We start from the raw sequence: 26,054 nt of genomic DNA, 5'->3' as shown, positions 1-26,054 counted from the left end.
CGTCGATGTGTGACAGAGCGGGCCGGCGTCACGGCGAGCAGCAACGCACCGCCCACTTGCGTGCCGGGCCCGAGATGAGCCAGACGAACAACGCGATCTCCGCGGCGGTCGCACCGACGGCGGCGAGTGGTACCAGCCACTCCGGCGCCCACGGCATGGGCTGTCCGGTGTAGACGGTGAACGAGCGCCAGTCGCCCCAGGCGACTCCCTCGGAGCCGGGTGCGCCCAGCAGGCCGAACCGGTCGGCCACCGCACCACCGAACGCGAGCCCGAGCAGGACGGCGCAGACCCAGCCGGTGATCACTCCCACGACGACAAGCCCTGCAGTTCGCACAAGACGAAGTCAATCGGCTTCCGATGGTTCGCCGCTTGCGCTGCGAGCACAAAATCCGCGGCACGAATAGTCACCACGCCGCCCCTGCTGATCGACATCAGGCGCCCTGCCTGCAAGGGTGGCGGGGTGGCGCCTTTGGAGATGAAGTCCGAACAGCGGCAGAACGCGGTGGTCCTGGAGGTCGCCGGAGAGGTCGACGCCTACACGGCGCCGCTCCTGCAGGAGCGGCTGACGGAGGTGTTCGCCGAGGCGGCGAAGGGCCGGCTCGCGGTCGTGCTGGACATGACGGGCGTCTCGTTCCTCGCGTCGACGGGCCTTTCCGTGCTGGTCGAGTTCCACCTGCGCGGGGTCGAGGAGGGCACGACGCTGCGGGTGGTGGCGCCGGCGGGCAGCGTGCTGCGGGCGCTGCGGGCGACGACGTTGAACGAGATGATCGAGCTGCACGCGACCGTGGACGAGGCCCTGGCGGCTGGCTGAGTCACGCCGAGTCGAGGCGGACCGACTGCGCCCTCGGGTACTTGCGGCCCGCCGTGGGCACTGGCGAGCCGGTGAACGACACCGGTGTGCCCGCCAGCAGCAGCGTGAGGCCTTCCGGCAGTTCGTCGCGGGACACGAACCACGAACCGCCGCGGGTGTCGGTGATGAAGCCGTGCGCCTGCCCGGACTTCCACTCCGTCACGGTGCCACGCCTGCGGCCTCGTGGCGTGCCCACCGGCGAGGCCACGGCCTGGCTGGAGCGCACGAAGGCCGGCCGCAGCGGGGTGCCGGGCTGGTCGGCGGGGGCGAACAGGTCGTCGAAACCAGGTGTGAACGGGGTCGCGGCGCGCAGCGGGGCCGCGGTGCGCGGGGTCCAGGCGGGGGCGGTCGAGCGGATGTCCACCACCGGCACGATCACGTGCACGCCGCGGGCGGTCAGCCTGGTCACGAGCGGGGCGAAGTCGGCGTCGCCGGTGAGCAGGACGACCCATTCGAGTGGCACGGTGGTCGCCTGGTCCCAGGCCTCCAGTGCGAGCTGGACGTCCACGCCCTTCTCCTTGCCGCCGTGCAGCGGCAGGTCGTGGCGGGTGATGCCGGCGGCGCTCAGGACGGCGTCGAACGACGTGGCGGGAGTCTCGATGCGACCGCGGACGTAGTGGGCTTCGGCGACCACGCAGTCGTCCAGCGGGCGGCCCGTTTCGGTGTGGACGTACCAGCGCAGGGCGTCGTGCAGGCCGTCGAGCGCGATCCTGGCCGCGCGCTGGTGCGCGGTGGCGTAGAAGTCGCTGAGGTACGCGAACCACGTGCCGTCGTAGAACACTCCGATGCGGACGGTCTCCCCCATCCGGAGAACATTACCCGGCCAGTGCCAGGCGGTCCGTACGCAGGCGGCGGCCTGAGAGGTAGCGGCGGCGGTCGGTGACCAGGACGGTGGCCAGGCCGCCGACCAGCAGCCACGTGCAGAGTTCGGCCACGCCGGTGGCCAGGCCGGGCCCGCCGGTCACCGCGGCTCGTAGCGCCTCCACGGCTCCGTGGGTGGGCAGGTAACCGGACAGGGTGAGCAGCGGGCCGGGCAACGTCGAGACGATGCCGGTGGCGGCGGCGACGCGCAAGCCGTCGTAGGGATGACAGGTAGCGAGCGGTGGCGGCCGCCGGCGATGATGCTTCGTAGCTGTTCGATCAGGTGACACGAGACCAGGTGGAACGCGAACGAGCCGGCGGCGTCGACGTCAGTTCAGCCTCGGGCCTCGGCGATGCGGCGCACGGTGTCCGCGACCCGTTCCGACCCCAGCCGGTAACCGGACCGCGCGTGCAACGTCCCGGCCTCGTCCGCCAGGCGCTGCGCATCGTCGAACCGGCGCTCGGCCAGGTCCACCTCCGCGAGCATCCGCAGCGCTTCCCCTTCCGGCAACCGATGACCGGTGCCGCGGCTGACCGTCAGCGCCTCCGACGCCAGCGCGCGTGCGGCGGAGTGCTCGCAGTGCCGCAAGTGCAGTGCTGCCAACGAGATCAGGGCGTCACATCGGCCGCGCTGGTGTGACACGGCGACGGCGAGGTCCAGGGCGGTTCGGAGCTCGGTGCGGGCGGCGTCGTCGTAGCCGAGCAGCAGGTGGGTGCTGCCGAGGACGTGCCACGCGCTGATCTGCGTGCGTCGCATGCCCAGCCGGGTCGCGATGTCGAGCGCCTCGCGGGCCGTGTCCAGGGCGAGGTCGTACTTCTCCAGGTCGCGGTAGGCGCCGGAGAGGTTCGCGAGGTTGCCGGCTTCCTCGGCGGGTTCGGCGAACTCACGGCACAGCGCCAGGCCCGCGGTGTAGTGCTCGATCGCGCGTTCCAGCCGGCCGAGTGCCTGGCTGGTGCGGCCCGCGTGCGTTTCGCCGAGCAGGACGCCGTAGCGGACGCCGTCGCGGCGTGCGGCTTCGATGGATTCGGTGTGCAACGCATAAGCGCGCTCCAGGTCGCCCAGCTCCCAGTAGGCGTCGCCGAGGACCAGGGAGCCGTCGGTCGGGCGGCCGTCCTGCCGCCACAGTTCGCGTGCCCGTTCGTAGTAGGAGGCGCAGTCGCGGGGGCGGCCCATCGAGATCGACGTCCTGCCGAGCGCGCACAGCACCACGCGGTAGAACTCGGTGTGGCCGAGCCGGTCGGCGACATCGAGTGCCTTTCCCAGGAACGTCAGGGACTTCTCGTAGTCGCAGCCGCACCAGTGGGCGTCGCCGATGATCCGCAGCGCGTGTGCCTCGGCGAGCAGGTCACCGCTGCGCACCGCCGCCTCCAGCACAACGGTCCCGGTCTCGAGCCACACCGCCTCCATGCGGTGACGTTCGAACTGCGGGTGCAGCGCGATCAACAGCTGGACAGCCAGCCGGGTGTGCCCAACGGCGGCAGCGGCGTGCGTGGTGGCGACCAGGTTCTCGGTCTCGACGTCGATCCACGTGTTCGCGATCGTGTCGTCGATGAACGTCGTGTGGCGGTAGTCCTCGGCCAGCACGTGCCGGTACGTGCGGGGGTCGACCCGCTCACCGGCGTTGAGCAGCGTCAGCGCGAAGTGGCCCCACAGCCGTTCGGTCGCGGCCGCGGACTCGTCGTCGGTGGCCAGTTGCGCGGCGTGGAGCCTGAGCAGGTCGTGGAACGTGTACCGGCCAGGTTGGTGTTCATCGACGAGATGGGCCGCCGTGAGCGCGTGCAGGCAGCGCTCGGTCTCAAAAGCGTCGAGCTCGGTCAGCGCGGCGACGGCGTCCGCGGTCAGGTCTCGGCCCGGCATGAGCCCCATCAGCCGGAACACCCGTTGCGGCAGCGGGTCCAGCGCCGCGTAGGACAGGTCGAACGCCGCGCCCACCGCGGTGTCGGGGTCGCCGGGCGCCGCGAGTGAACCCAGCCGGTCGCCGGACCGCAGCGCGGCCACGTAGCTCTTGATCGACCGGCCGCCCAGCAGGTGGGCGGCGGCGATGCGCAACGCCAGCGGCAACCCCGCGCACAGCTCGATGAGGTCGTCGACCGGTTCGCCTTCGAGTCGTTCCTCCCCCAGCACGTGGACGAGCAACGCCCGTGCCTGCGCCGCGTCGAGCAGGTCGACCTGGATCCGCGTGGCACCGTCCCGCGCGACCAGCCCGTCGAGCCGATACCTGCTGGTCACGAGCACGAGACAGCCCGGCGAACCCGGCAGCAGCGGCCGCACCTGCCGCGCGTCGACGGCGTCGTCGAGCACCACCAGCACGCGCCGGTCGGCGAGCAACGTCCGATAGGTCGCCGCGGCGGCGTCGACGTCGGTGGGCACGTTGCCGCGCTCCAGGCCGAGGCCGGTCAGCAGGTGAGTCAGTGCCTCGAGCGGCGTGACCGGTGCGCCGCCGCCGTGACCACGCAGGTTGAGGAAGAGCTGCCCGTCGGGGAACCGCGACCGGGCGCGATGAGCCCAGTGGACGGCCAACGTCGTCTTGCCGATCCCCGCCATGCCGGCGAGCGTGGACACCACGACCGCGTGCGACGGCTCATTGGCGAGCAACGAGTCCATGGCGCGCAGGACGTCCTCACGGCCGGTGAACCCCTGCACGCCCGCAGGAAGCTGAGCGGCGACGGTCCGGTCGGGAGGCGGCAAAGGCTCGGCGCGAGGCACCGACGGCCTGGCCGCGGCCGTGACCAGCTCGGCGTGTTCGTCCTGGCCGAGCCGTAAGGCCCTGGCCAGCCGCAACACGGTCTCGCGGTGGGGGTACCGGCGGGTGCCGCGTTCGAGCGCGCCGATCGCCTGAGCACTGATCCCGGCCTGCTCCGCGAGCGCTTCCTGCGTCAACGCCGAGGTCAGGCGGTGGTGGCGCAGCAATGCGCCGAATGACCCGTCCACACACACCCCTCCACTACTCCGAATGTATCGGTGAGGTGTGTGGGTTGTCGCTGTTGGTCCCCTGCGTGGCGCCCCAGAATTGCGGGCAGTTCAGTGGTCGGATCGGCTNGCGCCGAATGACCCGTCCACACACACCCCTCCACTACTCCGAATGTATCGGTGAGGTGTGTGGGTTGTCGCTGTTGGTCCCCTGCGTGGCGCCCCAGAATTGCGGGCAGTTCAGTGGTCGGATCGGCTCCACGGGGAGAGGGGGACCCGGCCACTTCCCGGAGGCCGGTTGCCGCGACGGGGGCGGCAACCGGCCTTCACGCCCCCAGAGCCTCACTAACGACGTCGTCCGCGGGGGCCGATGCGCCGCCCGTTCTCCAGGTCGAAGAAGTGCAGCTCCTCCAGGCACAACCGCACGCCGACGTACTCACCGTGCGCGGGCCGGACATCAGGCCGTACCCGCAGCACGAGCTCGCCGGTCCGCAGTTCGTGCAGGCCACACGGCTCCACACCCCACGCACCGACGTCGACCGACACCAGCGTCTCGTGCCCGTGGTGCTCCAGGTGCCGCACCTGCCCGGTCAGGACCGGGCCGGACGAGCCGGCGGGTGCGGGGCGCAGCGCCTCGGTCCGGGCGCCCACCGCGATGTCCTCTCCGTCGTAGTGCGCCACGGCACGAGCTCGCATGTCGGGCCACGGCAGCTCAACGGTCTGACCACCGATGTGCAGCGCGACGTGGCTGTCGACGACGACCTGCACGTACGCCTTGAACAGGCTCATGCGCGGACTGCCGACGAACGCCGCCACGTGCATCGTCGCGGGGTTGCGGTAGACCTCGTCCGGCCGGCCCTCGTCCTCCAGGACGCCGTTGCGCAGCACCGCGATCCGGTCGGCCATCGTCTGCGCCTCGATCTGGTCGTGCGTCACGTACAGCACGGTCAAACCGAGTGAACGCGCCAGGCCCGCGATCTCGCCGCGCAGACCGGACCGCAGCACCGCGTCCAAATTGGACAGAGGCTCGTCCATCAGCAGCACACGGGGTTCCCGCACGATCGCCCGCGCCATCGCCGCCCGTTGCCGCTGCCCGCCGGACAACTCGGCCGGACGACGCCCGAGCAGGTCGTCGATGCCGAACGCCTTGGCCACCTCCGTGATCCGCTCGGTGCGTTCGGCACTGAGACAACCGCCGACGTCCAACGGAAAACCGATGTTGTCGCCCACCGTCAGATGCGGGTAGAGCGCGAAGTCCTGGAACACCATCGAAACGCCGCGGGAGCGCGCCGGCACGTCGTCCGCGGGAGCACCGCCGAGCACGACCTGGCCGCGGGTAGGGCGTTGCAGTCCCGCGACCATGCGCAGAATGCTCGACTTGCCGCAGCCGGACGGGCCCAGCAGCACCATGAACTCGCCGTCGGCCACGGAGAGGTTGACGTCCTGAACCGCGACCGTGCCGCCGGGGTAGATCAGGCTCACGTCCCGCAGCGCGACGGTGGTCATTTCGTCGACCCTGCCAGCACGCCCTGCACGAAGTACTTCTGGAACACCAGGAACACCGCCAGCGGCACGATCATCGACAGGAACGCGCCGGTCGCCAGCAGGTCGATGTTGGTGCCGAACTGGCGCAGCTGGGCCCGCAGCGCCACCGTGATCGGGGCCGAGTCCTGGTCCGCGAACACCAGCGCCACCAGCATGTCGTTCCACACCCAGAGGAACTGGAAGATCGTCAGCGACGCGATGGCCGGCTTGGCGACCGGCAGCACGACCCGTTTGAAGATCACCCACTCCGTCGCACCGTCCATCCGCGCGGCCTCGATCAGGTCGCGCGGGATGCCGGTGAAGAAGTTGCGCAGCAGGAAGATGGCGAACGGCAGGCCGAACGCGACGTGGAACAGCACGACGCCGGTGATCGTGCCGAAGAGCCCGAACGTGCCGAACAGCTTGGCCACCGGGATCAACGCCACCTGGATCGGCATCACCAGCAGTCCGACCACGACCACGGTCAGCGTCTCCCGGCCCGGGAACTCGATCCACGACAACGCGTACGACGCCAGCGACGCCATCACGACGACCAGAACCGTTGCGGGGACCGCGATGTAGAAGGTGTTGAGGAACGACTGCCACACCGCCTGGTTCGCGACGAGCGCGGCGTAGTTGTCCAGCGTCAGCTCGGCGGGTTTGGTGAAGATCGTCCACCAGCCGCTCGAGGTGTTGGCCGACTCGTCGCGCAACGACGCGATCAGCAGGCCGAACACCGGAACCAGCCAGAACACCGCCACCAGGGCCAGCAGCACCTGCACGAAACCGTTGCCCAGCCGCGCGCCGATGCGGGACAGCACACCCCGGCGAGGAGAGCCGGAGACGGGTACCTCGATGCGGACCTCTTCTGCTAGCAGCGTCACGACCGCTCCCGTCGGAATCTGCGGATGTTGAACAACATCGCCGGGGCCACCAGCAGGAACAGGATCACCGCGAGCGCACTGCCGGCGCCCTGGTCACCACCGGAGCCGAACGACACCTGCCACATCTGCAGGGCCAGCACGTTGGCCTCCTCCTGCACCGAGCCGGGGGCGATGACGAAGACCAGCTCGAAGATCTTCAGCACGTTGATCACCAGCGTCACGAAGACGACCAGCAGCACCGGTGAGAGCAACGGAATCGTGACCCGCTTGAAGACCTGCCACTCCGTCGCGCCGTCGACCCGCGCGGCCTCCAGCGCGTCCCGGGGAATCGCGGAGAGGCCGGCGGCGATGAACGTGATCGCGAACCCGGTCATGATCCAGATCCAGGACGAGATGATCACCGGCGTGATCAGCGACGGCCCGAGCCACGTGAGCCCGCGGAACGGCAGCGCGAAGTTCGACTCGGGCAGGCGGATCGTCGCCTCGCCGCTGAGGTCCGGGAACGTGAACCTGCCGTCGTCGCCGGTGGTCGTGCGGGCCACGACCTGCCCGTCCCGCACGGCTTCCACCGCGACGCCCGGCATGCCGCGCTCGATCGGGTCGACCTGCCCGGCCTTGCCGCCGACCGACACGTCCAGCCACACCACACCGCGCAGCTCCGAGACGCCGGCCTGCGGTGCGGACGCCGGAAGTGCCTGCGCGGGCATCTCCTGCGGGTTGAACCCGATGAGCGGCAACATGACCGTGTCACCGGGCCGGGCCTGAGCGTTGGCGGTGAAGCCCGCATCCGTTGGGGTGAAACCGTCACGCGGCCGCGCGCCGGCGTACTGCGAGGACGGGCTGAAGATGTCGTGCACGCCCACGATGGCCGCGTTGACCACGCCCTGCTCCGGTTCTTCCGCGTACACGAGCCGGAAGATGATGCCCGAGGCGAAGAGCGAGATCGCCATCGGCATGAACAGCACCAGCCGGAACGCGGTGGCCCACCGGATGCGTTCGGTGAGCACCGCGAAGATCAGGCCGAGGCCGGTGACGGCCGCCGGAGCGACCACCACCCAGATCACGTTGTTGCGGAACGCGATCAGCGTCCGCGGGTCCGTGAACGTGTCGACGTAGTTGCGCAGGCCGACGAACTCGTCACCGCCTGCGTCGAAGAAGCTGCGGATCAGCGAGAACACCAACGGGTACAGCACCAGCGCCGAGAGCACGACCAGTGCGGGGAGCAGGAACGGGATCGCCTGCCGGGGCGAGCGCCCCGGCGCGACGTCCACGTTCGCGCTGTGCCCGAATGTTCTGGGCCTCATTTGCCGTAGGCCTTCGCGGCATTGGCTTCCAGGCGCTGCATGATCCCGTCGACGTTCTTCGGGTCGGCCAGGAAGTCCTGCAGGTCCTTCCACTCCCCCGCGCCCTTCGTGCCACCGAACGCGGCCGGCGCCAGGTCGGACATGTCGAACCGCACGTTGTCGCCCGCGTCGACGATCCGCTTGGCGAGGTCCTGGGTCACGTCGTCGGGGTAGGCAGAGGACGCGATGTCCTTGTTGGGCGAGAGGAACCCGCCCAGGCCGGCCCAGATCTCCCCGGACTCCGGCGAGGCGAGGAACTTCATCAGCTCGGTGGTCGCCTTGTCGTCCTTGAACTGCACGGCCATGTCACCACCGGCGACGACGGCGTCCTTGCTGCCCGCGACCGACGGGAACGGGAAGAACTTCGCGTCCTCGCCGACCTTCGCCTTCGTGTTGGTCGTGATGATGCTCGCCACGAAGTCGCCCTCGAACACCATCGCGGCGCCGGCGGGCTCACCGAACACGGAGATCACGGACTTCGGGAACTCGGTCTGCAGCGCGCCGCCCGCGACCAGCGTCGGGTCGCCCCACAGCTTCGCCAGCTCCTCCAACGCCTTGCGGACCGTCGGGTCGGTCCACGGGATCTCGTGCTTCGCGAGCTTGTCGTAGTTCTCCGGGCCCGCGGTGCGCAGGTAGACGTTCTCGAACCAGTCGGTGAGCGTCCAGCCGTCCGCGCCGCCGACCGCCACGGCCGCCATGCCCGTCTCCGCGATCGCCTTGCTGGTCTTGATCAGGTCGTCCCACGTCGCCGGCGGGGTCGCGCCGACCTGGCCGAACGCCTTCTCGCTGTACCAGATCGCGGACTTGTTGGCGGCCTTGAAGGTGAAGCCGTAGAGCTTGCCGTCGACGCTGCCGAGCTGCTTCCACACCGCCGCGTTGTGCTGCGTGACGGCCTGCTCGACTTCGCTGTTGACCGGCTTCAGGGCGTTGTCCTCGGCGAACTGCGCGACCAGGCCGGGCTGGGCGATGAGGGCGACGTTCGGCGGTGTGCCGCCCGAGATTCTTGTTTGCAGCACGGTGGGCAGCTCGTCACCGGCGGGCGTGTACTTCACCTCGGCGCCGGTCTTGGTGGTGAACGCGGCCAGCACCTTCTCGAAGCTCTTCTGCTCGTCACCGGTCCAGGGGCCGACGATCTCGACGGTCTGACCCTTGAGGTCGTCCCCGGCGCCGGCGGCACCTCCCGAGCACGCACCTGCCCCCGCGACTGCGGCGAGCGCGAGCAGTGCGATCAACTGCTTCTTCATTGAAGCTCCCTTTATTTCCAAATGGAGGACCCGGTGACCGGGTCGAAGAAGTGCAGCCGGGACGTGTCCACCCAGGCGGCGACGGGTTGTCCTTCGTAGATGCGGGTGCGCGGGCTGAACCGTCCAACCAGGACGGTTCCCTTGCCGCCGGCCTTCGGCAGGTCGTCGGTGCCGGCGTCCTGCGCCAGTTCACGGGTGTCGTCGGTGACGACGGGCGGGACGTCGACCGGGAAGTGCACGAGCACGTCCGAGCCCATGGCCTCGACCAGGTCCGCGACGGAGTGCAGGATCTGGCCCTCGCGCGCATCGGCGAGAGCGGTGTCCTCCATGTCCTCCGGCCGGATGCCGACCACGACGTCGCGGCCGACGTACTGCTGCAGCGCCGGGCGTTGGCGGAGCACGGATTCCGGCAACAGCAGGGCGTCGGAGTTGAGCGACACCCAGTACCGGCCGTCGTGCTGGTCGAGGCGCGCGGACACGAGGTTCATGCCCGGCGAGCCGATGAACCCGGCGACGAACAGGTTGACCGGCCGGTCGTAGAGCTCCTGCGGTGGCCCGACCTGTTGCAACACGCCCCGCCGCATCACCGCGACGCGATCGCCCAGGGTCATGGCCTCGGTCTGGTCGTGCGTCACGTACACGGTCGTCACGCCGATCTCGCGCTGGATGCGGGCGATCTGCGCCCGCATCTGCACGCGCAGCTTGGCGTCCAGATTGGACAGCGGCTCGTCCATCAGGAACGCCTGGGGCGCCCGCACGATCGCCCTGCCCATCGCGACGCGCTGCCGTTGACCGCCGGAGAGGTTGCGGGGCTTGCGGTCGAGGTGCTCGGTCAGCTCCAGCACCTCGGCCACCTCGCGCACCCGGTGGTCGATCTCCTTCTTGTTCAGCTTGCGCAACGTGAGGCCGAACGCGATGTTGTCGTACACGTTCAGGTGCGGGTAGAGCGCGTACGACTGGAACACCATGGCCACATCGCGGTCACGCGACGGCACGTCGTTGACGACCTGCTCACCGATGCGGATGGTGCCCTCGGTGATCTGCTCCAGTCCGGCGATCATCCGCAGCGCCGTCGTCTTGCCACACCCCGACGGGCCGACGAGCACCAGGAACTCACCGTCGCGGATCTCGAGGTTCAGGTCGGTGACGGCGCGGGTGCCGTCGCCGTACGCCTTGCCCAGACCCGTCAGAACGACTTCTGCCACGCCAACTCCCTGGTTCGGTGTGACTGCAGACCGTAGGCCCGCGCTCCCTAAGGAAGATTTAAGGACGAAACACGATCTCGATAAGCTCGAAACACCTCTCCCAATCGGCGGGTTCGCTGCTTACGCTGCGTGTATGTCAAAGGTGCTGGTGGTCGAGGACGACCCGGTGGTCCAGGCGGCGCTGGTGCACGCGCTGACCGACCTCGGGCACGTCGTGCAGGCCGTCGGCACCGCCGTCGCGGCGTTGCGGGAAGCGGGAACATCCGAGCTGGACCTGGTGATACTCGACCTCGGGCTGCCTGATCTGGACGGGGTCGCGGCCCTGCGGATGCTGCGCGGCGTGAGCAACGTGCCGGTCATCGTGGCGACCGCGCGCGGGGCCGAGAACTCGGTCGTGAGCACGTTGAACGCGGGTGCGGACGACTACATCGTGAAACCGTTCTCGGCCGAACACCTGGCCGCGCGGATCAACGCGCTGCTGCGGCGAACGGGTGGTTCTTCGGCTGCGGTGGCGGAGGTCGTGGAGCTCGGGGACCTGTCCGTCGACCTCGCGCAGAGGGTGGCCACGCTGGGTGATGCCGTGCTCGCGTTGAGCAGGCGGGAGTTCGACCTGCTGGCGTATCTGGCGCAACGGCAGGGGCGGGTGATCTCGCGGCGGGAGCTGATCCAGGCGGTGTGGGGGCATCCGTACGTCGGGGACGACAAGACGATCGACGTGCACGCGTCGTGGTTGCGGCGCAAGCTGGGTGAGACCGCGGCGCATCCTCGTTATCTGCACACCGTGCGGGGTGTCGGGTTCAAGCTGGCGGCGCCGGAATGAGATCGGTCATCACCCGTTCGCTGCTCGTCGCGGCAGGGTTGGTGACGGTGGTTTTCCTGGCCACCGCTGGGTTTCTGGTCTTCTCCCGGGCTGCCGCCGAGGCTGCGGCGGCTGATCAGCGCGATGCGGCCGTTGTCGCCGCGGTGCTCGCGGTTTCCGCCGATGCCGACGCTGTTCGCGGAACGATCGCGCGCACGGTCGCCGGTGCCGAGGGGCGGCTTTCCGTGGTGCTCGCGGACGGCACACGGCTTGGCGCCGGTGGTGGTTCGGCGGTCGCTTCCGTTGGCGGGGCTGTGGTTTCGGTCGTGCCTGCTGCTGTGCCGTTCCCCTTTGGGGCTGTGGCAACGGTTTTGGGCGTTGCGCTGGTCGCGTTGACCGTTGCGGTGTGGCTGGGGCATCGGCCGTTCACGCCGGTGCTCGTCGCGTTGCGGGTGCTCGCCTCTTCGGCGGGGCGGCGGGTGAGGCTGACCGGGCCGCGGGAGCTGGAGGCGCTGGCCGCGTCGATCAACTCGGCGTCTGAGCGGACTTCGCAGCTGGTCGCGAAGGAACGGGAGATGATCGCGGACGTGTCGCACCGGTTGCGCACTCCGTTGGCCGCCTTGCGCTTGGACGCCGATGCTCTGGGATCCGGGCCGGTCGCCGATCGGATCCGGAGCGCGGTCATCGCACTGGGGCACGACGTCGATCGGATCATCCAATCCCTGCAACCGGTCGAGATCGCGGGGCCGAGCACGTGCGACGTGGCATCGGTCGTCGAGGCGCGGATGAAGTTCTGGTCGGCGCACGCGGACGACCAGGGCCGGATGTGCGAGATCGACCTCGGTGAACCCGCGTGGGTGCCGTTGTCCCCCGACGCACTGGCCGCCGTGGTGGACGCGTTGCTGGAGAACGTCTTCCGGCACACCCCTGCTGCCGCTCCGGTCGGCGTGTCAGTCGTGCGGCACGCCGGGTGGGTCACGCTCGTGGTCGAGGACGGCGGCACCGGAGTCGCGGATCCGTCGTCGGCGCTGCATCGAGGAAGCAGTGGGGGCGGATCCACCGGGCTCGGGCTCGACATCGCCCGTGCCGCGGCGGAGGCGACCGGCGGCACGATCCACCTGGAACGCGGGCGTCTCGGCGGCGCACGGGTGCGGCTGCGGTTCGGCGAGGCGAACAGCCATCACGAGCCGGCCAGCCCGCGGGCGTGGAGGTTGTGGCGCGGACATCCGTGAGGTCTGTCGAGAAGGCCTCGGTGGCTTCGACACACCAGTGACCGAGACCTTGTGGAGGACACCATGACCCCGCCCGTTGTCGACCTGGCCACCTGGCAGGCCGCCCGCGCCGAACTGCTGATCCGCGAGAAGGCCCACACCCGCGAAGGCGACGCCATCGCGGCGGCCCGGCGCCGGCTGCCGATGGTCGAGTTCGACGGCAAGACCTCCGTCGTCGGCCCGGACGGCGCCGTACCGTTCCTCGACCTGTTCCAGGGCCGCGACGAGCTCGTCGTCTACAAGCACATGTGGTACGACGGCGCGCCGCCGCAGGGCCAGTGCGAGGGCTGCACCACCACCGCCTGGCACCTCAAGGACGCCGTCTACCTCAACGCCCGCGGTGTCTCGTTCGCCGTGGTCACCACCGGCCCGTGGGAGGAGGTGGCCGGCTTTGTCGAGTTCATGGGCTACACCCAGCCGTGGTACTCGGTGCGCGACGCCGAGGAGCCGGTCGGCGGGGCGATGGGGTATCTGACCTCGTACCTGCGCGACGGCGACCGCGTGTTCCTCACGTACTCCACGACCGGCCGCGGCACCGAGCTGGCCAACGGGTCCATGGCACTGCTCGACATCACGCCCTACGGCCGGGGTGAGGCGTGGGAGGACAAGCCTGTCGGCTGGCCCGAGGGCAACGCACCGTGCTGGTACTGGCGCACGGATGTGGACGGGAAGTCCACCTGGGGCGAGACGAGCCGTCCGACGGCGCAGTGGACCCGGCCGGGTGTGACCGCCGCGGACACGCTCGGCCGGACCAGCGAGTGCCACTGAATCGATACGGCCCAAGGAGAACGGTGTCCCTGGCGAACCGCTTGCAAGGCTGAAGCGCGCGGAGCGAGCCGGCGCACCCTCAGGTCGGTGCGCCGGTACGCCGCGACCAGCAACGGCGATCCTCGGTTCAGAAGAACTCGCCGGGTTCCATCGGTCCAGCGCCCTTCACGTGGCACTGCGCGACCCGGCCCGCGTCCTCCGGGCGGTCGAGGCCGAGCGAAGCGGTCTCACGGAAAGCTTTTAGCCTCCCCCTGGGGGACGTAAGGCGTCGCCTCCATCGTCTCAGGCAGGTCTGACAACAACCGGGCGCACCGGATCAGGCCCAGGTGGGAGTACGCCTGCGGGTGGTTGCCCAACGACCGCTCGGCAACGGGGTCGTACTCCTCCGGCAGCAACCCGGTCGGCCCCGCCAGCCGCACGAAGCTCTCGAACAGCTCCTCGGCATCGGCCCGCCGTCCAACCCGCAGGTAGGCCTCGATGAGCCAAGTAGTGCACAGGTGGAAACCGCCTTCATCACCGGGCAGCCCGTCGTTGCGCAGGTACCGGTAGACGGTGGGCCCGCTGCGCAGGACCTCCTCGACCGCGACGACCGTGGACCGAAAGCGGTCGTCGGACGGGTCGAGGAGACCCGACAGCCCCACGTGCAGCGAGGCCGCGTCGAGGTCGGTGCCGTCGTAGGCGGTGGTGAAGGCACCCACGTCGGGGTTCCAGCCGCGAGAGAGCACGTCGGCGGCGATGGCGGAACGCAGCGCCACCCAGGAGGGGTCGACACAGCGGCCGAAGCGGTGCGCCAGCGCGATGGCCCGGTCCACGGTCTGCCAGCACATCACCCGTGAGTAGACGCGGTGGCGTGGCACGTGGCGTTCTTCCCAGATGCCGTGGTCGGCCTCGTCCCAGCGGCGCGTCACGGCCTGGACCATCGCGGTGACGACCTGCCAGTCGCGGTCGGCGAGCGTGCCGCGGGCCAGGGCAAGGGAGTGGACGAGGTCGGCGATCGGGCCGAACACGTCGAGCTGCACCTGCTGGTCGGCGAGGTTGCCGACGCGGACCGGACCCGAACCCGCGTAACCGGGAAGGCTGTCGATCACCACCTCCGGACCCAAAGTCGTGCCGTGGATCGTGTACAGCGGATCCAGCTGTTCCGGCCCGGGAACGGTGGCGAGCACGCCGTGGAACCAGCCCAGGAACCCCTCGGCCTCGGCCAGAGATCCCAGTGACACCAGGGCTTGCACGGTCAGAGCGGCGTCGCGCAGCCAGCAGTAGCGGTAGTCCCAGTTGCGGACGCCACCGATCTGCTCGGGCAGTGACGTGGTGGCCGCGGCGAGCACGGCACCGGTGTCGCGGTGGCACAGGGCGCGCAACGTCAAAGCGGATCTTCGGACCAGATCGCGTTGCACAGCCGGAAGCCGGAGCCCCGACGACCATTCGGCCCAGTCATCGTCCACAGAGGACGGCACGTCGAGCTGGAGTTCGAGGACGAAAGGTGGGGTGATCACAGCAGTGGCCGTGCCGTCACAAACCTCCCAGTCCACACCAGGAGAGCGCAGCACGATCAGCGTGCCCGCGACGCGCAGCCCGTCCACGACACGCTCCAGCCGCACAGGAGCGCGACCGAAGTCGGGACGCGGCGCGAATTCCACGACCGCGGGCACACGGCCCTCGACCGTCCGCACGAGACCGCCGGCCAACTCGTCGCTGACCTGCAGGCCCGTCCAGCGCGTCTGCACCGTCATCGTGCCCGGTGCGTACCGTTGGCCCAGCGGCAACTGGTCCTTCTGGGGCCGGATAGAGAAATGACCGGAACCGCCGAGAAGCCGCGCGAACAACGCCGGCGAGTCCGGCGCGGGAGAACAAAGCCAGGTCACGTCGGCGTCCGGCGTCACCAGGGCCAGGGCGCGGCGGTCGGAGAGCAGGCTGTGCCGTTCGATCGGCACCACGCGGGTGGCCTGCCGCACCTCGGTCAGAAGTTCCGTCACGGACCGAAAAGTACGAAAGCGCCAGGGCCATCCGGCCCACGTTGGCCAAGACTTAGGTCCGGCCTAAGGATCTCTTATTACATCAGGTTCGTATGCGTGGATTGTTCGTGTTGCGCGATCTCGATAGGGTCCGCGTATCAGTGGTGCGCGTGACGAAGGCGGCGAAGTTTGATCGGGCAGCGTGGACGACCGCCGTCGGACGCCGACCTGATCGATGCCGTCCGTGACGGCAAGATCGAGGCTTACGGCAAGCTCTACGAACGTCACGTGCGGTCGGCCAACATCCTCGCGATGCAACTGTCCACATCTTCCGCGGACGCCGACGATCTGGTGTCGGACGCGTTCGCCAAGGTGCTCGCGGCGATGCGCAGCGGTGGCGGGCCCGGAGCGGCGTTCCGGCCGTACCTGCTCACGGCGGTGCGGCACGCGGCGTACGACCGGACGCGCAAGGAAAAGCGGCTCGAACTGGCCGGTGACATCGAGGAAGTACCCGGTGCCACGCGGGCGACGAGCGTGCCGTTCCGCGACAAGGCGGTGGAGGACCTCGACCAGGCGCTGGCGGCCTCGGCGTTCGCGTCGCTGCCCGAACGCTGGCAGACCGTGTTGTGGCACACCGCGATCGAGGGTCAGTCCCCCGGCGAGATCGCGCCGCTGCTCGGCCTGACCGCGAACGGCGTCTCCGCCATGGCGTTCCGGGCCCGCGAAGGCCTGCGCAAGGCGTTCCTGCAGGCGCACGTCGCCCAGGAGCCCAAGGAGCGGTGCCGCGCGACGGTCACCAAGCTCGGTGCGTGGACCCGCGGCGGGCTCAAGGGACGTGAGGCCGTCCAGCTCGACTCGCACATGGACGACTGCGCCGAATGCCGCAAGCTCGCAAGCGAACTGGCCGACGTCAACGGCGCGCTGCGCGGTCTCGTCGCACCCATCGTGCTCGGCACGGGCGCGGCCGGTTACCTCGCCGCGGCCGCCACCAAGGGCGCGGCCATCTCCCTCACGGCGTCGTCCTGGCTCGGCGTGGCGGCCTCGGCGGCAGCGGTCGTGGTCGTCGCCGCCTCGGGTGTCGTCACCTCGGACAACCCGTCCACCAACCAGGGCGCCGCCCCGGTGATCACGTCGAGCACCACGGCCGGAGCCGCGCCGACCAGTTCGTCCGGCGGTTCCCCGACCTCCGTGACCGGTGCGCCGGGCAGCACGGCCGGTGCCGCGACCCCGGCCCAGTCCAACGACCCGAACGACCCGGCGACCACCTCCACCGGTGCCGCCGCGGAACCGGAGCTGAGCGCCGAAGCGCCCGGCAGCATCGCGATGACCACCGAGGGCCCGCCCGACGAGATGAACATCGCGATCACGAACACCGGTTCCGAGCCCGCCACGGTGCCAACGTTGACGCTGAGCCTGCCCGACAAGATCAAGACGGTCGGACCGGGCAAGGTGCCGGCCGGATCGGTCGGGTGCCCGGCGGGCAAGGGCACCATCACGTGCGCCGGCGGCCAGACGCTCGCGCCGGGCGAGACGATCACGTTCAAGGCTCGGCTGCAGGCAGGGCCCAAGGCGGGCGACGGCACCATCACGGGCAGCGCCGGTTCGCTGCAGGTGAGCATCCCGGTCACCATCACGTCGGCGAAGTAGTGGCGTGACTGGCGACGTTGCCGTGCGAATTCGCGGTCAGACGGACGCATCGTGGTGCCGCCCGGCGTCCTGCTGAGCGTGAACTCACCGCCAACGTCGCCAGTCGCGCCACTAACCCGGTCCGGTGGACCTATTCCACGCCGGACAGCGAAACCGGGCCGATCGACGCACCATGAGCGGGTGGAGGAGCTCACAGCGGCTCTCACCAGGCTCGAAGCCCCGTTCCGCACGCTCGTGGACGACTCGGAGTGGGCGCACGCGAGCATGGAGGGCCTGGTGCTCGACGTCGGCCGGTGGTGGACCGCCGACGCCGAGACCCGCCTGTCGCCACAGGTCACCTTCAGCGACGCGTTCAGCGAGGCGCCCCGGCACAAGGGCGGCGTGTACGTGGAGGGCTACCTCTGGGTCGACGGTCACCCCGTCGCCGGCGCGTGGTGCGGGGTCGAGGACAGGATCGTCTACGGGCCGCGCGCCGACGCGTACCTCGGCGTGCCGCTGTCGCCGCACTTCTGCCGCCGGGTCCAGCAGCGCAACGGCACCGCCGCGGTGCTGATGAGCAAGCACCCCAAGCTGTTGCCGTTGCTGCGGGACGGACTGCCGCGCGGCGCGGTGCTGCCGGGCGGGCGGCCGGGACCGCGGTCAGTCCCGGCCTAGCGCGGCGAACCGCTCTTCCGACTCCTTCCGGTGCCGTGCCGCCTCTTCCGGATCCGCCACCGCACGCGCGAGGTGCTTGTGCGCGTTGGCCGCCTCACGCCGGTCGTCGATCCGTTCCGCCAGCTCCAACGCCTCCCGCAGCGGCACCAACGCCTCCCCAGGCCGCCCGGCCGCGGTCAGCACCTCACCGAGGTAGTTCAGCACCACGGTTTCCGTTGTGACGTCACCGATCGCGCGCACCGCCGAGAGCGCCGACCGCAACGCTTCCAGCGCCTCTTCGTGGCGGCCCATCGCGAACAGGATCATGCCCAGCGCGCTCTGCGTGTCCGCCTCGTCGCGCCGGCTGCCCAGCTCCCGCATCAGGGCCAGCGCCCCGTTGCAGGCGTTCAGCGCCTCGTCGTACCGGCCGAGAGCGCTGTAGCTGTTGCTGACGTTGCTCATCGCCTGCGACTCCAGGTGGCGGTCACCGAGCTGGCGCGCGACCTTGATCGCCTGCTCCAGGAGGTCGGCGGCCTCGCCGTGACGTTGCAACGTCCGGTACACCAGCGAGAGGTTGTTCAACGCGCCCGCTTCGCCCTGCAGGTCACCCAGCTCGTGCAGCAGGTCGATCGCGCGCTCGTTGTGGTCGATCGCCTCCTGGTACCGCCCGACCTGCCAGAAGAACATCGCGTAGTTCTTCACCGTGATCGCGAGCGCCGGCTTGTTGTCGGTCACGGCCTGCAGCGCGTACTCGTGGACCGTGGACCAGTCGAGAGTGTGACCGCGCACCATGAGGAAGAACGTCATCGCGCGCGTCAGCTGCCAGCACTGCGTGTGCCAGCCACCGTTGAGCGCCAACGCCACCGTGGCGATCAGCGTCTGGCGTTCGGTCTCCATCCACTCCACGGCGTGGTCGTAGTCGCGCAGCACGAGCCGCCACTGCGGCCGGTAGGTGATGTCGACCTCGTACTTGCGCGACGCCGGCGACATCAGCTGGGTCGCCTGGTTCGCGGTGTCCAGGAAGTGGTCGATCAGCCGGGTCAGCGGCTCCCGCGACGCGTCCACTTTGGACTGCGCGTACTGCCGCAGCAGGTCGTGCAGCCGGTAGCGGCCGAGCGTCGTGGGCTCCAGGAGGTGCACGTCGACGAGATCCTCGAGCATCCCGTCGCACTCCAACGGTTCCAGCTCCCCCAGCGCGGCGGCCTGGTCGACGTCGAAGTCGGTGCCGTGGTGCAGGCCCAGCAGTGCGAACAACCGCTGGTGCGGCGCGGGCAGCTGGCCGAACGACAACGCGAAGACCGCGTCCAGTTCGGATAATCGCCCCTCGCGCAACCGGGTCGCGAGATGCGCGGTGGTCCAGGTCGGCCGCGAACGCAACCGACCGGCCGCCAGCCGCACGGCCAACGGCAACCGGCCGCACAGCTCGACGACCTCACGGGCCGCCGGGTCCGTGCCGCGCTCGTCGCCGACGATCGTGGCGAACAGCTCCAGCGCTTCCGCCTCCGACAGCACGTCCAGCGTCAGCGTCGACGTGCCCTCCAGCTCGACCAGCCGTGCCCGCGACGTGACCAGCACCAGCGACCCCGGCACGCCCGGCAGCAGCGGCCGCACCTGGTCGGCGCTCACCGCGTTGTCCAGCACCACCAGCAACCGCCGCCGCGACAGCTCGGCCCGCCACAACGAGGCCCGCTCGTCGGGATCCGTCGGGATCTCCTCCAAGCCGAGCGCGCGCAGCAGCATGTCGAGCGCATCCGTCGGTTCAACGGGCGCACGGCCCGCCGTGTGCGCGTGCAGGTCGATGAACAGCTGACCGTCCGGATACTCCAGCCGGTGTGCCAAGTGGACGGCCAAAGTCGTCTTGCCCACGCCAGGCATGCCGTCGATCGCGGAGATCACCACAGCCGACTTGCCGGTCACCGCACGCGTCAGCCGTTCGATCTCGGCGGTGCGGCCGGTGAAGTCCGCGACGTCGCGAGGCAACGTGTTCAGCGCCGGTCGCGGTTCGTCGCCGCGCAACAGCCGGGCGTGCAGTTCCCGCAGGTCGGAGCCGGGATCGGTGCCCAGCTCGTCGGCCAGCAGCCGCCGCACGTCCTCGAACGCCCGCAGCGCCTCGGCAGGCCTGCCCGCACGCTGCAGCGCGTGCATGAGCTGCAGCCACAGCTGTTCCCGCAACGGGAACTGCTTGGTCAGCCGCCGCAGCTCGCCGATCAGCCGCTCGCCCTGGCCGAGCTCGATGGCCAGCCGGGCGTGCTGCTCGGCGACCGTCAGCCGCCGTTCCTGCAGCCGCGTCAGCTCCGCGACCAGCACGGGACCGATCGTGAGCCCCTCCAGTGCGGGCCCGCGCCACAACGCCAGCGCCTCTTCGTACCTCGTCACCGCCGTTCGGTGGTCGCCCTGCCGCAGCGCCTCGTCGCCGGCCGCGCACAGCTGCTCGAAGACGAGGACGTCGACGTCCTCGACCGGCGTGTTCAGCCGGTACCCGCCGGGGACCGTCACCAGGTCGTCGAGCACCAGCTTGCGCAACGCCGCGACATAGGTGCGAATGTTCGATTCAGGGGCAGCGGGTGGAGATTCCCACACCGCTTCACTCAAGTGTTCAAAACTGACCGTTTCGTTGGCACGCATGGCCAACGCCGCCAGCAGCGCCCGTTGCCGGGGTCCGCCCAGGCGCACTTCCACGCCTGCACGCCAGATCTGCAGCGGCCCAAGAAGCCGATACCGCACTGACCCTCCCTCGCTCCGGCATGGTGCCAGAACGAGGGAGCGCTGTGCGCGATTTGTGCGGACGATCTTCGAAACTTCTCCTATGCCGCCGTCAGCTCCGAGATCCGCAGGAAGCCACCCGCTGTCCCTGGTGTCGCGCTGGAAAGGAGAAGCCGCACGCTGTTCGTCGTGACCGGGTCGAACGTGATGGTGCTGGGCGCGCCTGACCCTCCCGCCCAGACCACTCGCAAGCCCGTGACCGGCACATATCGGCTGCCGTCCCAGTACCGGACGTCGACGGCCGACGGCAACGCGTAGGCGCCGCCCGTGGTGAACGTGGCGGTCATGCTCCTGACCGTGCGCATGGCCGAGTTCAGCGCGACCCAGTCCGAGGCGTGCGACAGGCTCGTCGCCGTCAGCTGCGGCGTCTGGCCCTTCGTGTAGAAGTTCGACCACGCCGTCTCCGGCTTGCCGTCGACCAGGTGCTCCGGCAGCGTGCCCGCCGCTCCGGAGTAGGACGCGTCGGCGGGTGGCCGCGGCGACGGTGCACCGAGCCGCGCGGTCACCCGTGCGCCGGCGGTGACGATGGCAAGCGCTTTCCCGTGGTAGGCACGCCTGGTGGACGCGGTGAAGTTCTCCCGGTCCTCCTGACGCCCGTTGTCGGTGCCGACGACCCTTCCGCCGGCGACCTCGAAGGTGATCCGGTGGTCCGCGGACGGCACGACCACCCCGTTGGCGTCGACGACGGTCGCGCTCACGTAGTCGAGTTCCTTGCCGCGCACGGTGTTCAGCGTGACCTTCGCCGGCGTGCCCGCGGTGCGCAGCGTGTCGGTCGCGATCGGCGTGCCGTTCTTGCGCGCCACGGCCGTGAGAGTGCCGGGTTCGAACGGCACGGTCCACGCCAGCCGGAGGTGCCCGGCGCCTCCGTTCGGGCTCGTGTAGCTGCCTCCGGGATAGGTCCTGTCGTCCCCGGTCGGTTCGCTGGTCTCCAGGTACGACTTGCCGTACGTGGTCTTCTTGGCCTGGAACGACTTCGTGCCGAGCGAGCGGCCGTTGAGGAAGAGCTCGACGTCGGGGGCGTTGCTGTAGGCCCACACGTGCACCGGCGCGCCCGGTTCGTGGTCGGTCCAGTTCATCGGCAGCAGATGCACCATCGGCGCCGTCGTCCACTGTGACTGGTACAGGTAGAACTGGTCCTTCTCGAAGCCCGCCGTGTCCACCGCGCCGAACAGCGACGACCGCACCGGGAAGACTCCGTGGTACGGCGTGGGTTCGCCGATGTAGTCCTGGCCCGCCCACACGAACTGCCCGGCGAGGAACTTGCGGTCGCGGTCCTTCTTCAACGCGTGCTCGCCGCTGGAGGCCCAGCCGACGATGTTGTTGTCGTAGGACGAGCTGCCGCGTTGGCCCGGCGTGTAGTCCTGGCCGGTGTTCTTCTGCTGGGGGTCGAGGTAGACACCTCGGGCAGAGGTGCTCGACGACGACTCGGACTCGATGAAGAACGTGTTGGGGTACTTGGCGTGCAACGCGTCGATGGATTTGGCGGTGTTGTAGTTCAGGCCGACGCCGTCGAGCATGCGCAGGATCTGGTCCTGCGCCGAGCCGTCCTTCGGCACGCTGGTGTAGCTGTGCGAGCCGATCACGACCGGGCGGGTGCGGTCGACCGACTTGACGTCGTCGATCAGCCTGCGGGCGATCGGCACCCCGATCTCGACCGAGGTGCCGTCCGGGATCTCGTTGCCGATCGACCACATGATCACCGACGGCGAGTTCTTGGCCGCGTGCACCATTTCCTTGATGTCGGCGGAGCTGTGCCGGTCGAAGAACCTGCCGTAGTCGAACTGCCGCTTGGGCGTGCGCCAGGTGTCGAACGCCTCGATCATCAGCAGCAGGCCCAGTTCGTCGCAGAGCCGCACGAACTCGGGCGCGGGCGGGTTGTGCGACGTGCGGACCGCGTTGACGCCCATCCGCTTCATGGTGAGCAGCTGCTGCCGGATGCCGTCCTCGTGCACGGCGGCACCGAGCGCGCCGAGCGAGTGGTGCAGGTTGACGCCCTCCAGCTTCATGTCCTTGCCGTTCAACGAGAAGCCGTCGGCGGGGTCGAACTCGAACCACCGGATCCCGAACGGCGTGCGGACGGTGTCACCGGAGCTGGCCCTGGTGACGAGCGTGTAGAGGTACGGCTTGGCGGTGTTCCACAGCGTCGGTTTCTGGACGCGGAGGGTGCGTCCTGAAGCGACCACCTTGCCGTCGGCGTCGAGCACCTGGTGGGTCACGGTGCCCTTGCCGACGAGCTCGGTCTTCACCTCGACGTCGGCGTACCCCTTGGGGTAGGTGGCCGCGAGGTTCGGCGTGGTCACGAAGACGCCGTGCCGGGCGACGTGCACCGGTTCGGTGACGACGAGGTGGACGTTGCGGTAGATGCCGCTGCCCGCGTACCAGCGGCTGCTGGGCGCCTGGTGCACGACCTTCACCGCGACGACGTTCGGCTCGCCGTCGGTGTGCGCGAGGCCGGTCATGTCGACGTTGAAGCCTGTGTAGCCGTACGGGTGGCTGCGCGCGAGCTTGCCGTTCACGTACACGTGGGAGTCCATGTAGACGCCGTCGAACTCCAGCGAGATCCGCTTGCCCTTCGCGTTCGCCGGCAGCGTGAACGTCTTGCGGTACCAGGCGGTCCCCGCCTCGTAGTAGCCCTCACCGGGGGCAGCCGCGGGGTTGGGGTCGCGCTCGATGCTCCAGTCGTGTGGCAGGTCGAGGCGGCGCCAGGACGAGTCGTCGTGATCGGGTTGCTGCGCGTTCGCCGGGTCGGCGAGCACGAAGCGCCAGTCGTTCGTGAACGAGGTGCTGCGCAGTGCCGCCACCGCGGCGGTGACCGGAGCAGTCAGACCGAGCAGAAGGAGCAAGACGAAGACAGGGTGTCGCCAAGACATCGGATCTCACCTCTACCTCGAAGTGGGCGTCCCGCGTTCCTAACAGCTCACCCGTAGATGGTGTAGACCAAAAAGTTACATTCACCCGATGTCTGTCCGGTCCTAGGATGATTGTCATGACTGAGACGGCCAAACGGCGCCCTGGGCCGCGCATCGAAGAGGTAGCGCGGGTCGCGGGGGTGTCGAAGTCGACCGTCTCGCGCGTGATCAACGACGAGCAGTACGTCAGCGCGAAGTCGCGTGAGGCCGTGCACGCCGCGATCGCCGAGCTGGGGTACTCCCCCAACCAGGCCGCGCGGGCGCTCGCCGGCCAGCGCGCGAACGCGATCGCGCTCGTCGTGTCCGAACCGACCGGCCGGGTGCTCTCCGACCCGTTCTTCGCCGGGGTGCTGCGCGGGGTGCACGCCGAGCTCGCCGGCCGGCACCTGCAGCTGTTGCTGATGATGAGCCAGCCGTCGGACACCGACGACCTGGTCGCATACCTGAGCAGCGGGCACGTCGACGGCGCGTTGCTGGTCAGCCTGCACGGCGAGGACCCGCTGGTGCCGATGCTGCAGGAGATCGGACTGCCGGTCGTGGTCGGCGGGCGGCCGCTCGGGACCACCGGCGTGCCGTTCGTGGACTCGGACAACTTCACCGGCGGGCTAGAGGCCGCGCGGCACCTGGCGTCGCTCGGCCGCAAGCGGATCGCCACCGTCGCGGGGCCGAAGGACATGGCCGTGGGCGCGGACCGGCTCAGCGGGTTCAAACGCGGGCTGAGCGAGGCGAAGATCGCCACGGACCTGGTGGCGCACGGCGACTTCACCCCGGAGAGCGGAGTTCAGGCGATGGAGCGCCTGCTGCGCAAGGCTCCCGGCCTCGACGCGGTGTTCATCGCCGCGGACATCATGGCGCTCGGCGCGTTGCAGGTGCTGCACGCCCATGGCAAGCGCATCCCGGACGACGTCGCGGTGATCGGGTTCGACGACTCGGTGTTCGCCTCGACCACGACACCGCCGCTCACCACCATCCGGCAGGACGTCGAGGAGCTCGGCCGCACCATGACGTGGCGCCTGCTGGCCGAGCTGGCCGGCGAGGACGGCCTGCCCCCGTCGCTGCTGCTGCCCACCTCTCTCGTGAAGCGAGCCAGCGCGTAACAAACTGGGAGCGTTCCCAGAAACAACCCCTGTAATGCCTTGACACCCTCGTAGCGCGCGGTTAACACTCCCTGAAACTTCTGGGAGCGCTCCCAGAAACCGCCGTCGAGACCGAGGGAGTTCTCCCGTGCGCCACCGCAGTTGGGTCAGCGTTCTCCTGCTCTTAACCGCCACCGCGTGCTCGTCGGGCGGTGCAGCCCAGGACGGCAAGACCGAGCTGACCATCGCCACGTTCAACGAGTTCGGGTACGAGGAGCTGCTCAAGGAGTACGAGGCAGCGCACTCGGACGTCAAGATCACGCAGCGCAAGACCGGCCAGGGCGAGCCGCACCACAAGAACCTGTTCACCAAGCTGGGTGCGGGCTCGGGGCTGGCCGACATCGAGGCGGTCGAGGAGGGCTTCCTCAGCCAGGTCCTCTCCAAGGCGGGTCAGTTCAACGACCTCAAGGAGATCGGGCCGCAGGTCGAGGAAGGCCGTTGGCTGAAGTGGAAGTACGACTCGGCCACCAAGGACGGCAAGCTCATCGGCTACGGCACCGACATCGGGCCGCTCGCCATGTGCTACCGCAAGGACCTGCTCGAGAAGGCCGGTCTGCCGTCCTCTCCGGACGCCGTGAAGTCGTTGTTCGCCACCTGGGACAGCTACTTCGCCGCCGGTGACCAGTTCATCGCGAAGTCCGGCGGGGTGGCGTGGTTCGACAGCGCCGCCCAGGTCTTCAACGCCATGCACAACCAGCACGAGGTCGGCTACTTCGACAAGTCCGACAAGCTCGTCGTCGAGACCAACCCCGCGATCAAGGCCGACTGGACGGCCGTCACGGGCGCGGTCGCGAAGGGCCAGTCGGCGAAGCTCGCGGCGTGGAGCAACGAGTGGAACACCGGCTTCAAGAACGGCGCGTTCGCCACGAAGACGTGCCCGTCGTGGATGCTCGGCGTGATCGAGAAGCAGGCCGGTCCCGAGAACGCCGGCAAGTGGGCTGTCACCGAGGCGTTCCCGAACGGCGGCGGCAACTGGGGCGGGTCGTTCCTGACCGTGCCGAAGCAGAGCAAGAACGCCAAGAAGGCCGCCGAGCTCGCGGCCTGGCTGACCGCGCCGGAGCAGCAGATCAAGGCGTTCAAGTCCAAGGGCACGTTCCCGAGCCAGGTCAAGGCTTTGACCGATCCCGCGTTGCTGGACTCGTCGAACGCGTACTTCGGTGACATCAAGGCGGGCGCGCTGTTCGCCGCGCAGGCCCAGAAGGTGACCGCGGCGCAGTACAAGGGCCCGACCGACGGTCAGCTGCAGGACACCGTGTTCAGCGCGGCGCTGCTGTCCGTCGAGCAGGGCAAGGGCGCCGACGACGCCTGGAAGACCGCGCTCTCGGAGGCACAGAAGGTCGCTAAGTGACCG

The 26,054-nt window shown here is 69.5% G+C and carries 19 protein-coding genes and 1 pseudogene; 8 read left to right on the top strand and 12 right to left on the bottom strand.

Annotated elements, in window-relative coordinates; genetic code table 11:
- Nucleotides 1–28: 28 nt before the first annotated feature.
- Entirely contained in the window at nt 29–334 is a 306-nt protein-coding gene (locus LFM09_RS38780; RefSeq protein WP_414101610.1) for a hypothetical protein, read from the bottom strand.
- A gap of 126 nt (nt 335–460) precedes the next feature.
- Here LFM09_RS38780 and LFM09_RS38775 point away from each other — a divergent pair, with 126 nt between their 5' ends.
- Complete coding sequence (locus tag LFM09_RS38775) at nt 461–811, top strand: STAS domain-containing protein (RefSeq protein WP_414101609.1); 351 nt, start codon at nt 461–463, stop codon at nt 809–811.
- A gap of 1 nt (nt 812) precedes the next feature.
- Here the strand turns inward: LFM09_RS38775 and LFM09_RS38770 are convergent, their stop codons facing one another.
- The 8 genes from LFM09_RS38770 to LFM09_RS38735 form a co-directional block, all read right to left on the bottom strand.
- Entirely contained in the window at nt 813–1,655 is an 843-nt protein-coding gene (locus LFM09_RS38770) for an NYN domain-containing protein (RefSeq protein ID WP_414101608.1), read from the bottom strand.
- Between the two features lie 10 nt (nt 1,656–1,665).
- Nucleotides 1,666–1,923 (bottom strand): hypothetical protein, encoded by a 258-nt coding sequence (locus LFM09_RS38765; RefSeq protein ID WP_414101607.1) that lies wholly within the window; start codon nt 1,921–1,923, stop codon nt 1,666–1,668.
- A gap of 122 nt (nt 1,924–2,045) precedes the next feature.
- The gene (locus LFM09_RS38760) at nt 2,046–4,643 is read right to left on the bottom strand and encodes an ATP-binding protein (protein ID WP_414101606.1); all 2,598 of its coding nucleotides are present in this window, start codon (nt 4,641–4,643) and stop codon (nt 2,046–2,048) included.
- A 324-nt stretch (nt 4,644–4,967) separates the two neighbouring features.
- Entirely contained in the window at nt 4,968–6,128 is a 1,161-nt protein-coding gene (locus tag LFM09_RS38755) for an ABC transporter ATP-binding protein (protein WP_414101605.1), read from the bottom strand.
- The gene (locus LFM09_RS38750; protein ID WP_414101604.1) at nt 6,125–7,030 is read right to left on the bottom strand and encodes a carbohydrate ABC transporter permease; all 906 of its coding nucleotides are present in this window, start codon (nt 7,028–7,030) and stop codon (nt 6,125–6,127) included. The genes LFM09_RS38755 and LFM09_RS38750 overlap by 4 nt, the downstream gene beginning before the upstream one ends.
- Nucleotides 7,027–8,334, bottom strand: coding sequence for an ABC transporter permease subunit (locus tag LFM09_RS38745; RefSeq protein ID WP_414101603.1), 1,308 nt, complete (start codon nt 8,332–8,334; stop codon nt 7,027–7,029). Before LFM09_RS38745 ends, LFM09_RS38750 begins: the two co-directional genes overlap by 4 nt.
- Complete coding sequence (locus LFM09_RS38740; RefSeq protein WP_414101602.1) at nt 8,331–9,617, bottom strand: ABC transporter substrate-binding protein; 1,287 nt, start codon at nt 9,615–9,617, stop codon at nt 8,331–8,333. The genes LFM09_RS38745 and LFM09_RS38740 overlap by 4 nt, the downstream gene beginning before the upstream one ends.
- A gap of 11 nt (nt 9,618–9,628) precedes the next feature.
- On the bottom strand, nt 9,629–10,822 hold the full coding sequence (locus LFM09_RS38735) for an ABC transporter ATP-binding protein (RefSeq protein ID WP_414101601.1): 1,194 nt from the start codon (nt 10,820–10,822) through the stop codon (nt 9,629–9,631).
- 133 nt (nt 10,823–10,955) lie between these two features.
- On the opposite strand from LFM09_RS38735, the gene LFM09_RS38730 reads away from it, so the two are divergent.
- The 3 genes from LFM09_RS38730 (at nt 10,956) to LFM09_RS38720 (ending at nt 13,660) form a co-directional block, all read left to right on the top strand.
- Nucleotides 10,956–11,642 carry a response regulator transcription factor gene (locus LFM09_RS38730; protein ID WP_414101600.1) on the top strand — a complete coding sequence of 229 codons (687 nt, stop codon included), beginning with the start codon at nt 10,956–10,958 and terminating at the stop codon, nt 11,640–11,642.
- Nucleotides 11,639–12,853 (top strand): sensor histidine kinase, encoded by a 1,215-nt coding sequence (locus LFM09_RS38725; RefSeq protein WP_414101599.1) that lies wholly within the window; start codon nt 11,639–11,641, stop codon nt 12,851–12,853. The genes LFM09_RS38730 and LFM09_RS38725 overlap by 4 nt, the downstream gene beginning before the upstream one ends.
- A 63-nt stretch (nt 12,854–12,916) precedes the next feature.
- Entirely contained in the window at nt 12,917–13,660 is a 744-nt protein-coding gene (locus LFM09_RS38720; protein ID WP_414101598.1) for a DUF899 family protein, read from the top strand.
- Nucleotides 13,661–13,950: 290 nt separating this feature from the next.
- On the opposite strand, the pseudogene LFM09_RS38715 reads toward LFM09_RS38720, so the two are convergent.
- Nucleotides 13,951–15,591 (bottom strand): annotated as a pseudogene (locus LFM09_RS38715) (glycoside hydrolase family 15 protein); the annotation flags it as partial.
- Between the two features lie 213 nt (nt 15,592–15,804).
- Here LFM09_RS38715 and LFM09_RS38710 point away from each other — a divergent pair.
- The gene (locus LFM09_RS38710) at nt 15,805–17,262 is read left to right on the top strand and encodes a sigma-70 family RNA polymerase sigma factor (protein ID WP_414101597.1); all 1,458 of its coding nucleotides are present in this window, start codon (nt 15,805–15,807) and stop codon (nt 17,260–17,262) included.
- 180 nt (nt 17,263–17,442) lie between these two features.
- Entirely contained in the window at nt 17,443–17,916 is a 474-nt protein-coding gene (locus LFM09_RS38705; RefSeq protein WP_414101596.1) for a hypothetical protein, read from the top strand.
- Here LFM09_RS38705 and LFM09_RS38700 read toward each other — a convergent pair.
- Nucleotides 17,902–20,568 carry a BTAD domain-containing putative transcriptional regulator gene (locus LFM09_RS38700; RefSeq protein ID WP_414101674.1) on the bottom strand — a complete coding sequence of 889 codons (2,667 nt, stop codon included), beginning with the start codon at nt 20,566–20,568 and terminating at the stop codon, nt 17,902–17,904. The genes LFM09_RS38705 and LFM09_RS38700 overlap by 15 nt on opposite strands.
- Before the next feature lie 131 nt (nt 20,569–20,699).
- Nucleotides 20,700–23,501: a glycoside hydrolase family 2 TIM barrel-domain containing protein gene (locus tag LFM09_RS38695; RefSeq protein WP_414101595.1), complete on the bottom strand. Its 2,802-nt coding sequence runs from the start codon at nt 23,499–23,501 to the stop codon at nt 20,700–20,702.
- A 143-nt stretch (nt 23,502–23,644) separates the two neighbouring features.
- Between LFM09_RS38695 and LFM09_RS38690 the strand changes: the two genes are divergently transcribed.
- Together LFM09_RS38690 and LFM09_RS38685 are read left to right on the top strand one after the other, a co-directional pair.
- Complete coding sequence (locus LFM09_RS38690; RefSeq protein ID WP_414101594.1) at nt 23,645–24,664, top strand: LacI family DNA-binding transcriptional regulator; 1,020 nt, start codon at nt 23,645–23,647, stop codon at nt 24,662–24,664.
- 127 nt (nt 24,665–24,791) lie between these two features.
- Nucleotides 24,792–26,051 (top strand): ABC transporter substrate-binding protein, encoded by a 1,260-nt coding sequence (locus LFM09_RS38685; RefSeq protein ID WP_414101593.1) that lies wholly within the window; start codon nt 24,792–24,794, stop codon nt 26,049–26,051.
- Nucleotides 26,052–26,054: the final 3 nt, after the last annotated feature.

It is taken from the genome of Lentzea alba (assembly GCF_047445655.1).
In the GTDB taxonomy this organism is placed as follows: Bacteria; Actinomycetota; Actinomycetes; order Mycobacteriales; family Pseudonocardiaceae; genus Lentzea; species Lentzea alba_A.
This window is presented reverse-complemented; position numbering and strand designations above follow the sequence as displayed.

Bases quoted from the DNA above. Each gene is read 5' to 3' on its own strand.
- LFM09_RS38770 (WP_414101608.1), bottom strand. From the start codon at position 1,655: ATGGGGGAGACCGTCCGCATCGGAGTGTTCTACGACGGCACGTGGTTC.
- LFM09_RS38755 (WP_414101605.1), bottom strand. From the start codon at position 6,128: ATGACCACCGTCGCGCTGCGGGACGTGAGCCTGATCTACCCCGGCGGC.
- LFM09_RS38745 (WP_414101603.1), bottom strand. From the start codon at position 8,334: ATGAGGCCCAGAACATTCGGGCACAGCGCGAACGTGGACGTCGCGCCG.
- LFM09_RS38740 (WP_414101602.1), bottom strand. From the start codon at position 9,617: ATGAAGAAGCAGTTGATCGCACTGCTCGCGCTCGCCGCAGTCGCGGGG.
- LFM09_RS38730 (WP_414101600.1), top strand. From the start codon at position 10,956: ATGTCAAAGGTGCTGGTGGTCGAGGACGACCCGGTGGTCCAGGCGGCG.
- LFM09_RS38725 (WP_414101599.1), top strand. From the start codon at position 11,639: ATGAGATCGGTCATCACCCGTTCGCTGCTCGTCGCGGCAGGGTTGGTG.
- LFM09_RS38720 (WP_414101598.1), top strand. From the start codon at position 12,917: ATGACCCCGCCCGTTGTCGACCTGGCCACCTGGCAGGCCGCCCGCGCC.
- LFM09_RS38690 (WP_414101594.1), top strand. From the start codon at position 23,645: ATGACTGAGACGGCCAAACGGCGCCCTGGGCCGCGCATCGAAGAGGTA.